The organism is Bacillus sp. FSL R5-0654, assembly GCF_038008745.1.
Classification (GTDB): domain Bacteria; phylum Bacillota; class Bacilli; order Bacillales; family Bacillaceae; genus Bacillus; species Bacillus safensis.
The window spans coordinates 785,957-799,209 of record NZ_JBBOZV010000001.1; the positions used below are offsets into that span (position 1 = coordinate 785,957).

The 13,253-nt window shown below is 42.5% G+C and carries 13 protein-coding genes; 7 read left to right on the top strand and 6 right to left on the bottom strand.

Going from position 1 to position 13,253, the window contains the following annotated elements; all coding sequences use genetic code 11:
- Positions 1-51: 51 nt before the first annotated feature.
- Together NSS76_RS03755 and NSS76_RS03760 are read left to right on the top strand one after the other, a co-directional pair.
- Complete coding sequence (locus NSS76_RS03755; RefSeq protein ID WP_003213975.1) at positions 52-309, top strand: hypothetical protein; 258 nt, start codon at positions 52-54, stop codon at positions 307-309.
- Positions 310-315: 6 nt separating this feature from the next.
- Positions 316-549 (top strand): hypothetical protein, encoded by a 234-nt coding sequence (locus NSS76_RS03760; RefSeq protein ID WP_034623095.1) that lies wholly within the window; start codon positions 316-318, stop codon positions 547-549.
- A gap of 36 nt (positions 550-585) precedes the next feature.
- Here NSS76_RS03760 and NSS76_RS03765 read toward each other — a convergent pair whose 3' ends face one another.
- The gene (locus NSS76_RS03765) at positions 586-1,977 is read right to left on the bottom strand and encodes an amino acid permease (RefSeq protein WP_133744849.1); all 1,392 of its coding nucleotides are present in this window, start codon (positions 1,975-1,977) and stop codon (positions 586-588) included.
- Between the two features lie 180 nt (positions 1,978-2,157).
- Positions 2,158-3,231: a tetratricopeptide repeat-containing glycosyltransferase family 2 protein gene (locus NSS76_RS03770; protein ID WP_341080842.1), complete on the bottom strand. Its 1,074-nt coding sequence runs from the start codon at positions 3,229-3,231 to the stop codon at positions 2,158-2,160.
- Between the two features lie 132 nt (positions 3,232-3,363).
- Between NSS76_RS03770 and NSS76_RS03775 the strand changes: the two genes are divergently transcribed.
- Positions 3,364-5,247, top strand: a complete 1,884-nt coding sequence (locus NSS76_RS03775) for an ABC-F family ATP-binding cassette domain-containing protein (RefSeq protein ID WP_341080843.1) — start codon at positions 3,364-3,366, stop codon at positions 5,245-5,247.
- Positions 5,248-5,277: 30 nt separating this feature from the next.
- Here NSS76_RS03775 and folE2 read toward each other — a convergent pair whose 3' ends face one another.
- On the bottom strand, positions 5,278-6,174 hold the full coding sequence (gene folE2, locus NSS76_RS03780; RefSeq protein ID WP_341080845.1) for a GTP cyclohydrolase FolE2: 897 nt from the start codon (positions 6,172-6,174) through the stop codon (positions 5,278-5,280).
- A 143-nt stretch (positions 6,175-6,317) separates the two neighbouring features.
- Between folE2 and NSS76_RS03785 the strand changes: the two genes are divergently transcribed.
- Together NSS76_RS03785 and NSS76_RS03790 are read left to right on the top strand one after the other, a co-directional pair.
- Entirely contained in the window at positions 6,318-6,743 is a 426-nt protein-coding gene (locus NSS76_RS03785; RefSeq protein WP_024424586.1) for a MerR family transcriptional regulator, read from the top strand.
- A 56-nt stretch (positions 6,744-6,799) separates the two neighbouring features.
- Positions 6,800-7,990: an MFS transporter gene (locus tag NSS76_RS03790; protein WP_122631754.1), complete on the top strand. Its 1,191-nt coding sequence runs from the start codon at positions 6,800-6,802 to the stop codon at positions 7,988-7,990.
- 47 nt (positions 7,991-8,037) lie between these two features.
- Here the strand turns inward: NSS76_RS03790 and NSS76_RS03795 are convergent, their stop codons facing one another.
- Complete coding sequence (locus NSS76_RS03795; RefSeq protein WP_341080846.1) at positions 8,038-9,591, bottom strand: ABC-F family ATP-binding cassette domain-containing protein; 1,554 nt, start codon at positions 9,589-9,591, stop codon at positions 8,038-8,040.
- A 152-nt stretch (positions 9,592-9,743) separates the two neighbouring features.
- Here NSS76_RS03795 and NSS76_RS03800 point away from each other — a divergent pair, with 152 nt between their 5' ends.
- Positions 9,744-10,886, top strand: a complete 1,143-nt coding sequence (locus NSS76_RS03800) for a DEAD/DEAH box helicase (protein WP_024426644.1) — start codon at positions 9,744-9,746, stop codon at positions 10,884-10,886.
- Between the two features lie 37 nt (positions 10,887-10,923).
- On the opposite strand, the gene NSS76_RS03805 is transcribed toward NSS76_RS03800, so the two are convergent.
- Both NSS76_RS03805 and NSS76_RS03810 read right to left on the bottom strand, forming a co-directional pair.
- Positions 10,924-11,928: an NADP-dependent oxidoreductase gene (locus NSS76_RS03805; RefSeq protein WP_122631755.1), complete on the bottom strand. Its 1,005-nt coding sequence runs from the start codon at positions 11,926-11,928 to the stop codon at positions 10,924-10,926.
- A 120-nt stretch (positions 11,929-12,048) separates the two neighbouring features.
- On the bottom strand, positions 12,049-12,426 hold the full coding sequence (locus tag NSS76_RS03810; protein WP_024424591.1) for a YfmB family protein: 378 nt from the start codon (positions 12,424-12,426) through the stop codon (positions 12,049-12,051).
- A 221-nt stretch (positions 12,427-12,647) separates the two neighbouring features.
- On the opposite strand from NSS76_RS03810, the gene NSS76_RS03815 reads away from it, so the two are divergent.
- Positions 12,648-12,995: a general stress protein gene (locus NSS76_RS03815; protein WP_034282732.1), complete on the top strand. Its 348-nt coding sequence runs from the start codon at positions 12,648-12,650 to the stop codon at positions 12,993-12,995.
- Positions 12,996-13,253: the final 258 nt, after the last annotated feature.

Genomic DNA, 13,253 nt, shown 5'->3' on the forward strand with positions numbered 1-13,253 from the left:
TTAACATACTTGATGGGTGCTTGCATATACCTATAAAAAGGAGGTTTATCTGTGGTTCAACCAACTCCGTATATCAATATTAATATTTTCATGTTAAAAATTAATTCCTTTGAAAATGCGTCGGCGGTGAATGTCGGACAAAATTTGTTAGCAGAGTGGCAAAACTCAGATAAAAAAAATCAGGGTTACGGACAGAATTTTGGAGATGCCAGCGGTTTTGTCGGTACAAAAAGCCATGTAGATGATCGAGATCAAGTGGACTCACCTGCCTCTTTTTCGCCAGCAGCTAAACCCATTCAAAGGAAGTGACGTGTGATGTTATTTTCACCCTCAGTCGTCAATGTCGGTGCTTTTAAAATCAATACAATGGATCGGGGTGCATCACTGACGCTAGGACCTTATCAGCAGATTGATTATTTTCTCTCAATGAAATTGAACCAAGGTTTTGGTGAGGACAATGGAGATTGTTCACCGCTTGTCATTCCGATTTCAAGCGTGTTAGATCCAGATATGGTGGACTCAAATTCAGTCAAAAACAGCGTGATTTAAGCAAAAAAAGAGACCGGGAACCCCCGAGTCTCTTTTCTAATGTGTTTCGTTAAGATGGCTTTTTCGTCTTGCATAGGTGAAATAGACAACAACACCGATGACGATCCAGATGAGGAAGGCTCTCCATGTTTCCCATTTCAGTGTGAAAGCCAAGATCATACAAATGACCGCACTAATGATAGGAAGGACAGGGACAAAGGGTACTTTAAACGCTGTATTCATATTCGGATGTTTTTTCCGGAGTACGATCACAGCGATAGAGATCACCGTAAAGGCCGCAAGTGTACCGATGCTGACTAAATTAGCAAGTGTTGATAAGTTGACGAATCCAACGATACAGGCCGCAACAGCGCCTGTCAGCCAAGTGTTGGCAACCGGTGTCTTAGATTTTGGATGAACGTTTGAAAAGATTTTCGGCATAAGTCCATCTCGGCTCATGGCAAAGGTTAAACGAACCTGAGCGTAGACAAGTGCAATTAACACTGTCGTAATCCCGATAATAGCACCTGCGGATATAATGCCAGCGACACTATTCAGGCCAACCACTTGAAGAGCAAAAGCGACAGGATCACTGACATTCAGCTTCGTATAGTGAACCATGCCTGTTAAGACAAATGAAACACCGATGTATAAAATCGTACAAACACCGAGCGCACCGATGATTCCGATTGGCATCGCCTTTTGAGGATTTTTAACTTCTTCAGATGCATTAGCGATTGCATCAAATCCAAGGTAAGCAAAAAAGACAGTTGCCGCTCCAGCAATCACGCCATGGAAGCCCATTGGCATAAACGGTGTCCAGTTTTCAGGTTTGACGTAAGCAAAGCCTGAAATGATAAAGAGCAGGACGATGGCAATTTTGATCAGCACAATAATGTTATTCAGCTTTGTGCTTTCTTTGACGCCTCTTGAGACGATAAAGGTGATGAGCAAAATAATGAGTGCGCCTGGAAGGTTAAAGACGGCCCCGTCAGCGGCTCCAGGTGCAGCTGATAAAGCCTTCGGTATGTGCAGGCCAAATCCGCTGAGCAGTGATTGAAAATAGGACGACCATCCACTTGCTACAGCAGAGAGCGCAATAACATATTCCAGCATGAGATCCCAGCCCATTAAGAAGGCAAGAAATTCCCCAAGTGTTGCGTAGGAATACGTATAGACGCTTCCTGACACAGGAATGGATGAGGAGAATTCAGCGTAGCAAAAAGCAGCAAGGGCGCATGCGATCGCAGCCAAAATAAAAGATATAATAATCGCAGGTCCCGCATCATTTGCCGCAGCAACCCCCGTAATGACAAAGATTCCAGTCCCGACCACACAGCCAATGCCAAGCAAGATTAAATCAAACGTATTCAACGAACGGCTGAGCCGCTTTGTTTGACTTTCAAGCATGAGCTGGTCGAGAGATTTTTTTCGAAATAAAGAACTCATGTTGACCTCCTAATGGATAAATCTTTTCGTAAGACGAATGTTAGTATATGCGCAAATGACAATTTAGTCAATTGGTTGAAAAACGCTTTAAATCACTAAAGTGTTAAACGTCAAAACCGAATAAGTATATAAAAAGAGACATCCGCCGTAAAATCGAAGGCGGATGTGGTGACAGACGATCTATGTCTGTGCAGCAAATATTTTTTCATTGTACAGGACACTTGGATGAGTTGGATGATGGGCGGAGGAGGCATGGTGATGTATTTTGGCTTTTTCCAGGTCGCCGAGCTGATAATAACAGTAGCAAAGCTGAAGGTGAGGATACCACGTTTTATATTGTGTAAGTGTGAAGGCTGTTTCGTTTTCAGGCGCCTTCAGCGCCTGCTCATACCAAAAGATGGCCGCCTGATGTTTATTTTGTATTTTTAGATGATCCCCGATCCGGCAGCAAAACTCTGGCCGGGGCTGATCATATAAGAAGGATCGTAATAATGAGGATAAGGCCGCTTCCTCGAAACCTGCCGCATAATAGCAGTCGGCTAAATATTGGCATGTGCGAATTTCATCCTCAATCCAGCACTGTTTTGTGTTTAAAAATTCATGATAAAAACGAATCGCTCTGACATGCTGCCCGTTATCCCTTAATTCATTGGCAAAATAAAAGAGATCACGGGGCGTCATATCCTCTCCTTTTGCCAGCATGTTTTCATAAATTCGCAAGTTGCGCCCAGGCTCACCAAGAGTTGTTTTCTTGCGTTTTTGATGTGTGACGGCGATATCTGCTGGAAAGATGTTTCCATACACTTGAAGAAACTCATGAACGGCCCCGTACCACTGAAAGTTTAAGGAGCGCTTCACAAGACGATTTCTTCTATATTTGAAATTGACTTGACCGCTTTCATCGAATCCCACATGATAAAACATCGAAACGGCATCCACAGAGGGATCAAGTGTCTGCTTGAGCTGAAGCAGTTTTTGGCGGTCTTCTTCAAGCAGAACATCGTCAGCATCGAGCCATAATATATACTCTTTCGTTGCATGTGAGAAAGCAAAGTTGCGTGCTTTTGCAAAATGATGCACCCATTCAAAATCCAGTACCTTTGCTGAAAACGAATGAGCGATCTCCTTCGTTTGATCTGTTGATCCCGTATCAACGATGATCATCTCATCGACAATGTCTTGAACAGAAGAAAGACAGTCCGCCAGCACTTCCTCTTCATTTTTCACAATCATACATAAGCTAATGGTTATCATCTTTAGATCACCTCTTCATAGTGTATCGAGCATCAAAAGGAAACATTCTTTTCAGCAGCGGGTTTTTTAAAACTAGTTTTCTGCTACTGGCTGATTTAAAATAAAGGAAGAATCTATGTAAGGGCTGATAAAATGAGTTTATTGAATGTTGAAGGATTATATAAAACCTATGGCGAGAAAACGCTGTTTGATCATATTTCGTTTCATATAGAACCGAAGGAGCGCATCGGATTGATTGGACCAAATGGTACAGGGAAGTCAACGCTTCTAAAAGTCATCGCGGGACTTGAATCGTTTGAGGAAGGTGACATTACGAAAGCAGGGACACTTGATATCGAATTTCTTGAGCAAGATCCTGAAATGAGCGGAAATGAAACCATTCTTGACTACATTTTTTCTGGAACGGCACCAATGATTCAAACGATGAAGGCGTATGAACAGGCACTCGCTGATTTAGAGCATGACCCGCAAAATGAGGCAAAACAAGAGGCGCTGATGCGCATGCAAAACCGAATGGATCAGGAAGATGCTTGGGATGCGAACCTTTCAGCCAAAACGATTTTGACAAAACTTGGCGTGAAAGATGTGAGCCGCTCTGTCCATGCATTATCAGGCGGACAGAAAAAACGTGTCGCCATTGCTAAAAATTTAATTCAGCCTGCAGGTTTGCTGATTTTAGATGAGCCAACCAACCATCTTGATAATGCCACCATTGAATGGCTTGAAGGATACTTAAGCCAATATAGCGGTGCTGTCATTCTCGTGACGCACGATCGTTATTTCTTAAACCGGGTGGCCAATCGGATTTATGAGTTAAATCAAGGTCAGCTTTATACGTATAAAGGAAATTATGAAGTCTTTTTAGAAAAAAGAGCGGAGCGGGAAGCAGAAGCTCAGGTGAAAGAAACGAAGCGTCAAAACTTGCTTAGACGAGAGCTTGCATGGCTGAGACGAGGGGCAAAAGCAAGAACGACAAAGCAGAAAGCACGTATCGGCAGAGTCGAAGAGCTGAAAGATCAAAAAGGACCTGATGCGAAGGGAGAGCTTGATTTTGCCATCGGCTCGCACCGCTTGGGAAAACAAGTGATCGAGGCAGAAGACTTATCGATTTCATTTGCTGGCCAGACCCTTGTGGAGCGGTTTACAGATTTAGTCGTGCCGGGTGATCGTATCGGATTCATCGGACCGAATGGAGTCGGCAAAACCACTCTGCTGAACTGTTTAGCGGGTAAAATCGAACCGACCTCAGGACAATTGACCATTGGACAAACTGTTCGTATTGGCTATTACACGCAGGATCACAAGGAAATGAATGATGAGCTGACCATCATTGAGTATATCAAGGAAACAGCGGAGATCGTCAAGACGTCTGAGGGCGCCATTGTCACAGCAGAGCAGATGCTGGAGCGCTTCCTTTTCCCAAGATCGATGCAGCGGACGTTTATCCGTAAGCTGTCAGGGGGAGAACGCCGCAGATTGTATTTATTGAAGGTCTTAATGGAAGAACCGAATGTTCTCTTTTTAGATGAGCCGACGAACGACCTTGATACAGAAACCCTCAGTATTTTAGAGGATTATTTAGAACAGTTCCCTGGCGTCGTCATCACTGTGTCTCATGATCGTTATTTCTTAGACCGAGTGGTTCACCGTCTGCTTGTCTTTGAAGGAAATGGCCGCATTTCACACTTCCAAGGTGCTTACAGCGATTATATGGAACAGGAAAAAGAGCAGAAGCGGACAGAGACAAAGCCTGCTGAAAAACAAGTAGAAGCTGCGCCGAAAAAGAGAAAAAAACTTTCTTATAAAGACCAGCTTGAATGGGACGGGATTGAAGACCGGATACAAGCATTAGAGGAAAAACATCAGCAGCTCGAAGCCAGCATTGCAGAGGCAGGCAGTGATTTTGGAAAAATTCAAGAGTTGATGGACGAACAAAAAGCCGTTGCGGAAGAATTAGAACAAGCAATGGACCGCTGGACAGAACTATCTCTTATGATTGAGGAAATGAATGAATAAAGATGTGGAAATAAAAACCTGTAGAGCGATCTACAGGTTTTTTTCATAAGAGCATTTGGCATACGCATCATGCTGGTGGATGGATTCCTCATTACGGCACTCGATTTGAAAGCTTTTAATCCATGGCTGCTCATATAATTCGATGGCAATTAATCTTGTGATATCTTCTACAAAGCGCGGATTTTCATAAGCCTCTTCCGTCACTTTCTTTTCATCAGGTCTTTTGAGCATGGGATAAAGCGGTGCGCTCGCATTGGACTCAATGATATGTAAAAGAGCGGCCTTGATGTCGTCAGGATGCGATGCTTGTTCAAACAACCCTACTTGAATGGAAACAGATCCGCGCTGATTATGTGCACCATATTCACTGATTTCCTTGGAACAGGGACACAATGTCGTGACCTGTGCATCACAGCCGACGTGACAGGTCCATCCGTCCTTTTCATGAAAATGGACGTCATATTTGATAGTCGCATGCATCAAGCCTGACTGACCGGTGACTGGACTCTGTTTTTCCATGTACCATGGAAAGGCAACTTGAACGGAAGCAGAGGGCTGATTCATTTCCCGGGCGAGCGCTGCTGTCAATTCTTTTAGGCTATTCACATCAAGCGGCTTGCTGCTCTCATAAAACGAGTGCAGCTGTTCAGTGAGCCGGCTCATATGAATGCCTTTTTGATGAGCTGGCAGGGATGTACTTAGTGAAAATTCAGCTGTAGTTGTCTGGCGCTGTGGTGCTGTTTTAGATACGATATGCACCGGATAGGACATGCGGCAGATCCCGACTTGTTCAAGATGAAAATAAAAGTCCTGCTCTGTTTTTTGAATGTCCGTCATGTTCTCTTTTTGCCAAGGCTTTGTGCCAAGACTTGGCGGTACAGATCCGAATAGCTGGTGCCGTTCTTCTTTAGATAGAAATGAGCGCATATAGTACCTCCTTTAAATCGTAATAATTACTATTTATTTTGCGATAAAACAGGAAGGAAATCAAGGGTTAAAACTTTAACGTTTACGTTAAGGTTATAAAGGTGTATAATAAAACATGAATTGATGAGCAGGAGGCACTGGTGATGGAATGGATGAAAATTGATCAAGTGGCGAAAAGAAGCGGACTGACAAAACGGACGATTCGTTTCTATGAAGAGATTGGTTTATTATCAGCACCAAAGCGGACAGAGGGCGGAGTCAGACTTTATTCAGAGGACGACATGGAAGAGCTAGAGAAAGTCATGCAGGCAAAAGAGGTACTCGGCTTTTCTTTACAGGAGCTTCAATCGTTTATGGAAATCGGAAAGCAGCTAGAGCTGAATAAAGAAGGCTACTTGCTGTCGCTTGATCCGAAGGAACGATTAGAGAAGCTGTTAGATATTGAGGCGCAGCTGACTGTGCAGCATCAATTAATTTCAAAAAAGCTTGAAACTATTCAATCCTTTAAAAAGGATCTTGAAGCGATGAAAGAAAGAGCGGCTCATGCAATTGAGCAATTACAAAAATAAACACCTCTGCGTGTTTATTTTATTTTGTCAACATTTGAAGGAAAGGTTCTGATGGAATGAAGGAAGAAGAAGTGTTGAAACAGCGTACAAGTCTGCTTAGGCAGCCAAAAGCCGTTTGGGCTGTTGCCTTTGCGTGTGTGATTTCGTTTATGGGAATAGGACTCGTCGACCCGATCCTGCCAGCCATTGCATCGCAATTACACGCATCTCCAAGCCAGGTGTCTCTTTTATTTACAAGCTACTTACTTGTGACCGGCTTTGTGATGTTTTTCACCGGCTTTATTTCTAGCCGGATTGGTGCGAAATGGACATTATTAGTAGGACTCATTTTTATTATTGTTTTTTCTGCTTTAGGAGGTACTTCTTCAACGATTAATGAATTGATTGGCTTTAGAGGCGGATGGGGCATTGGGAATGCTTTATTTATTTCAACTGCACTCTCTGTCATTGTCGGTGTATCTGTTGGAGGAAGTGCGAAGGCCATTATTTTATACGAGGCAGCATTAGGTCTTGGGATATCGGTTGGACCGCTGCTTGGCGGTGAGCTTGGAACAATTTCTTGGCGCGGGCCTTTCTTTGGCGTTGCCGTGTTAATGCTCATTGCACTTTTAGCGATTATCTTTATGCTTCCACCTATGCAAAAGCCGCAGAAAAAAGTGAAATTTTTCGAGGCTGTCGGGGCGTTAAAATATAAAGGACTTTTAACGATGGCATCTGCCGCTTTCTTATACAATTTCGGTTTCTTTGTGCTTTTAGCGTATTCACCATTTGTGCTCCATCTTGATGAGCATGGACTTGGTTATGTCTTTTTTGGTTGGGGGCTATTTTTAGCTGTGACCTCTGTCTTCTCAGCGCCGGTCATTCATCGCAAACTTGGGACATTGACCTCACTTGTGGTTCTGTTTGCTTCGTTTGCTGTAATTTTATTCGGCATTGGGATATGGACGTCTCATGTTGTGGTCGTGATATGCGGAATTGTCATTGCTGGGGGAATTCTCGGTATGATCAATACAGTGCTCACAACAGCTGTGATGGGGTCAGCACCGGTTGAACGTTCAATTGCTTCATCCTCTTACAGTGCTGTACGGTTTATTGGGGGCGCGATCGCTCCCTGGATTGCTGGAGTTCTCGCTGAATCCTATACAGCAAGTACACCTTATTATGTCGGGGCTGCTGTTGTTCTTCTAGGCATGATTATTCTGCTCCTTGGACGTAAGCATTTGGTGAATATCCAAGCAGGACATTAATTAGAAAAAAGCCTTATATCTGCAAAAGATATAAGGCTTTTTTGTCGTTATAATACTTTTGTCGTCCAAGATTCGCAATTCCAAGTTTCGGTTGCCACATCTTGATAAAATTCAGGTTCGTGAGAAATCAATAAGACGCTGCCTTTATATTCTTTTAAGGCGCGTTTTAGTTCTTCTTTTGCATCGACATCTAAGTGGTTTGTCGGCTCATCGAGAACAAGTAAGTTGGTTTCTTCGTTGATCAGCTTGCAAAGACGGACCTTTGCTTTTTCTCCTCCGCTTAATACAGACACACGGCTTTCAATATGTTTTGTCGTTAATCCGCATTTTGCAAGAGCGGCTCTGACTTCGTATTGCGTGTAAGAAGGGAAGGTGCTCCATACTTCTTTAATACAAGTATTGCTGTTTTGCTCTTTTACTTCTTGCTCAAAGTAGCCAATATGCAAGAATTCTCCACGTTCCACCTCACCAGAAATAGGTGTGATTTCCCCAAGAAGACTTCGGAGCAGCGTCGTTTTTCCGATACCGTTAGCACCGTACAGCGCAATTTTTTGCCCGCGTTCCATTTTCAAATTCAATGGGCGGGAGAGCGGTTCATCATAACCGATGACCAAATCTTTTGTTTCAAAAATCAGTTTCCCAGACGTACGTGCCTGTTTAAAGTGGAATTCTGGTTTTGGCTTTTCTGCCGCCAGTTCAATCATATCCATCTTATCCAGTTTCTTTTGACGGGACATTGCCATATTTCTTGTGCTGACACGTGCTTTGTTTCTTGCGACAAAATCCTTTAGTTCAGCCACTTCCTGCTGCTGTCTTTTATAGGCTGCTTCAAGCTGCTGCTTCTTAACTTCGTACACTTGTTTAAATTGATCATAATCACCAACATAGCGCGTGAGCTCTTGATTTTCAACATGATAAATCAAGTTGATGACACTGTTTAAAAACGGAATATCATGTGAAATGAGGATAAACGCATTTTCATATTCCTGTAAATAACGCTTCAGCCATTCAATATGCTGCTCATCCAAATAGTTGGTCGGCTCATCGAGAAGGAGAATTTCAGGCTTCTCTAACAGCAATTTCGCTAGCAGCACCTTCGTACGCTGACCGCCGCTGAGCTCCGTCACATCACGGTCTAATCCAAGATCCGTTAACCCAAGACCTCTTGCAATCTCCTCGACCTTAGAATCAATGATATAGAAATCATTGTTTGTCAGTGCGTCCTGAATGACGCCAACTTCCTCTAACAGCTTTTCCAGCTCATCAGGATCGGCTTCACCCATTTTGCCATAAATATCATTCATCGCGGCTTCCATTGAAAATAAATAATGGAATGCATCCTGAAGGACCTCACGGATCGTTCTTCCCTTTTCTAGCACGGTATGCTGATCAAGGTAGCCGACACGGACATTTTTCGCCCATTCGACTTTTCCTGCATCTGGCTCCAGCTTGCCAGTAATAATATTCATAAACGTTGACTTTCCTTCACCGTTGGCGCCGATTAAGCCGACATGCTCGCCTTTTAATAAACGGAAGGACACTTCGTGGAAAATGGCTCTGTCGCCAAAGCCATGACTTAAATCTTTAACAGATAATATCATTTTTTACACCTCAAATAGATTCAAAACGGCTAGTGCCTCTCATGATTATATCGAACTGTCCGGCTCGATAAAAGCATCAAAAGAAAAATTGCGTTTCAAAGCTGATTTTGAGATACTAAAGGATAGATTGAATGAGGATAAAGGAGATCGACATGACGGAAAATTGGGCATTTTTGAAAGAAGCAAAGCCATTTATTCAGGAAAATTTTCAAGCGGCTGGCTTCGAAAAACCAACAGCTATACAAGAAAAAACAGCAGAGTGGATTACGGAGAAGCGTGATGTGATCGCAGAATCGCCAACTGGGACTGGGAAGACACTTGCGTATGTACTGCCGCTTTTAAATAAAATTGATGTCAATATCAAGCATCCTCAAGTCTTAATCTTGGCACCTTCAAGAGAGCTTGTGATGCAAATCTTTGATGTCGTGCAAGAGTTCAAACAAGGATCAGACATCAAAGCGGTCTCCTTGATTGGTGGAGCGAACATCAAGAAGCAGCAAGAAAAACTAAAGAAACATCCGAACATCGTTGTGGCGACACCGGGCCGAGTACAAGAATTAATCAAAATCAAGAAACTGAAAATGCATGAAGTCAAAACGATTGTATTGGACGAAGCAGATCAGCTTCTTGTGCCAGAGCATATGAAAACGATCCAAGGGATCATTAAGTCCACATTAAAAGAAAGACAAATCCTTTGCTTTTCTGCAACGTTGAAAGAAGAAACCGTTCAGCTGATCAAAGAAATGACATCTGAACCAGAAGTATTGAAAATTGCTAGAAGCGAGGAAGAAGCGCAGAAAGTGGGTCACTATTATCTGTTATGTGATCAGCGTGACAAAGTGAAACTGCTGCAAAAGCTCTCACGGCTTGAGGACATGCAGGCGCTCGTTTTTGTGCGTGACATTACGAACTTAAGCATTTATGCAGAGAAATTAGCGTACCATCATGTCGACCTTGGTGTCCTTCATAGTGAAGCAAAAAAAGCTGAGCGTGCTGTGATCTTAAAATCATTTGAACAGCGTGAATTCCCGCTCCTCCTTGCAACAGATATTGCAGCAAGAGGAATCGATATTGATGATCTCCCATATGTGATTCATGCAGATATGCCAAATGAAGAGGGCTACATCCACCGTTCAGGCAGAACCGGACGCGCAGGAAAAGAAGGCGCAGTCATCAGTCTTGTCACACCTCAAGAGCAATCAATGCTGAAAAAAATGGCGAAAAAGCTGAATCTTTCGCTTGAAGAAATTGTGTATAAGCAAGGCCAGCTGCACCTTGCACCCAAGCAGGCATAAGAAAAGGACCCTCCATTATTGGCAGGGTCCTTTTTTGTTATGAAATTTTGACAAGCTGTTTTCCGACATTTTCTCCTTTGAATAGTCCAAGGAATGCGTCAGGAATGTTGTCAAAGCCTTCAATGATTGTTTCTTTATATGTGAGTTTGTCTTCTTTTACCCATTGTGCGAGATCCTTCGCTGCCTCTCCAAAACGATCGGAATAGTTGGCAACGATGAAGCCTTGCATCAATGCGCTTGTTTTGATGAGTTTTGTTTGCACACGCGGTCCGATGTCCTCGCTTGCGCTAATGTTATAAGAAGAAATGGCGCCGCATACTGGAATGCGTGCAAACCGGTTCAAATGATTCATCACCGCATCTGAAATCTCGCCGCCTACATTGTCAAAGTACACATCAACGCCGTTAGGACAGGCTTTTGCAATGGCATCATCTAAATCATTTGTTGTTTTATAATTAATCGTTTCATCAAAGCCCAATTCTTTTAAATAAGCGAGTTTATCGTCAGATCCGGCAATTCCAACGACGTGTGCGCCTTTGATCTTAGCGATTTGACCCACAACGGAACCAACGGCGCCTGCGGCTCCAGAAATGACAACCGTCTCGCCTTTTTTTGGCTGGCCAATCGTAAGCAGGCCGAAGTAAGCGGTTTGCCCTGGCATGCCCAAAATCCCTAAATAATAGGACAATGGCGCAATGGACGGATCAATTTTAGTCAGAGATTCAGCTTTGGCAGTGGAATATTCTTGCCATCCAAGGAATCCAAGGACAAAATCACCTTTTTCAAATTGAGGCGATTTCGACTCAACGACTTCTCCGACAACACCGCCCTGAATCACTTCATTTAGCTTGAACGGAGGTGTATAGGATTTTGTATCCTGCATTCGCCCTCTCATATAAGGATCTACAGAAACATATTTCGTTTGAATCAAGACCTCTCCATCTTGCGGCACAGGTATATCTACTGTTTCAAAATGAAAAACATCTTTTGTAGGTAATCCTTTTGGACGTTTGGCTAATTGAATTTGCTTTTGTTGACTCATGTCAAATCCTCCCTTTCACTTACAGCCTAGATTTACATTAACATGATGCTTCTTTTCGTTCAAAACATACGGACTTTTCAAAACCCACATAAAAAAGCAGCCGCCATCTTATCGAAGGGACTACTTTTTCTGAAAAGATACAGAGAGGAGCGGCGGGAGACAGCCAAACAGCTGATACACATCCGCATCACGTTCTTTTAACAAATATTCGTTTGCATTTTGCATGGAGGCTTTCATCATATCGCGCGTCACAAAAGGGAAAAGGATATTCAAGTATGAGGACAACAGGTCTTGTGGATCTTGTTCAATTGACTCGATATCTCCAATGTTAATAATGATGGAAAAGAGATAATCAATGGAGATGTGAAAGTGCTGTTCGGCAAACAATGTAAGCGGCTTTGTATTTGCTTCTTCAGGATTCCACTTTTGAAAAAGCTGTTTCACCAAATCACTGACAACCCAAGCATTAAACTGCTGCTCCGCTGAAAAGTAATACATCAGCTCTCCCTCATTTCTAGCCTCCAGTATAAGAATTGTACAACAAATCAACAGGATTGAACATAATAATTCAGAAAATTTAGTCATTTTTACAGGCTTTTTGTCAAAAATAAGTCGATAGACATGGTACGTCGATCAAGCAAATTGGATGTGCTCGTGGAAGGTTTAATGTCAAAAGTGACGGGTAAAAGATTCGTAAGACGTTAAAGGAGGAATATAAAATGAAACCTGTTGTAAGAGAGTATTCAAATGATGAAACACTTCAAAAAGATGTAGAGCAATTAAAGGCACTCGGTGTTGCAAGAGAGGACATTTATGTTCTGTCCCATGACGATGATCGAACAGAGCGTATTGCAAATAATGCAGATGCCAATACGATTGGCTCAAGAGAAGTTGGACTCAAACATGCGGTTGGGAACATCTTTAGTAAAAAGGGCGATGAGCTTCGCAATAAAATTCATGAAATTGGTTTCTCAAAAGAAGAAGCTGAGACATTTGAAGAACATTTAGACGAAGGGAAAGTCCTTCTCTTTGTCACAGATCATGAAAAAGTGAAAAACTGGGCGTAATCGCCAACCGAAAAAGCCTCTTACTTTTGTAAGGGGCTTTTTTTCATGCTTCTATGTCTAAAAGAGAGACATATATCTTTTTTACGATAATAAGTAAATACATAAGTATGGAATAAATAGTAAACTTTCTAATTGAAAATGCCGTTATACCAATGAAAATCATGAAGAATCAGAAAAAATAGTCGAAATATCACAAAAAATCATTCGGGAAATAATTATTGTATCTTTCTATTTTGATTTAAAATTAAATAAAAAACT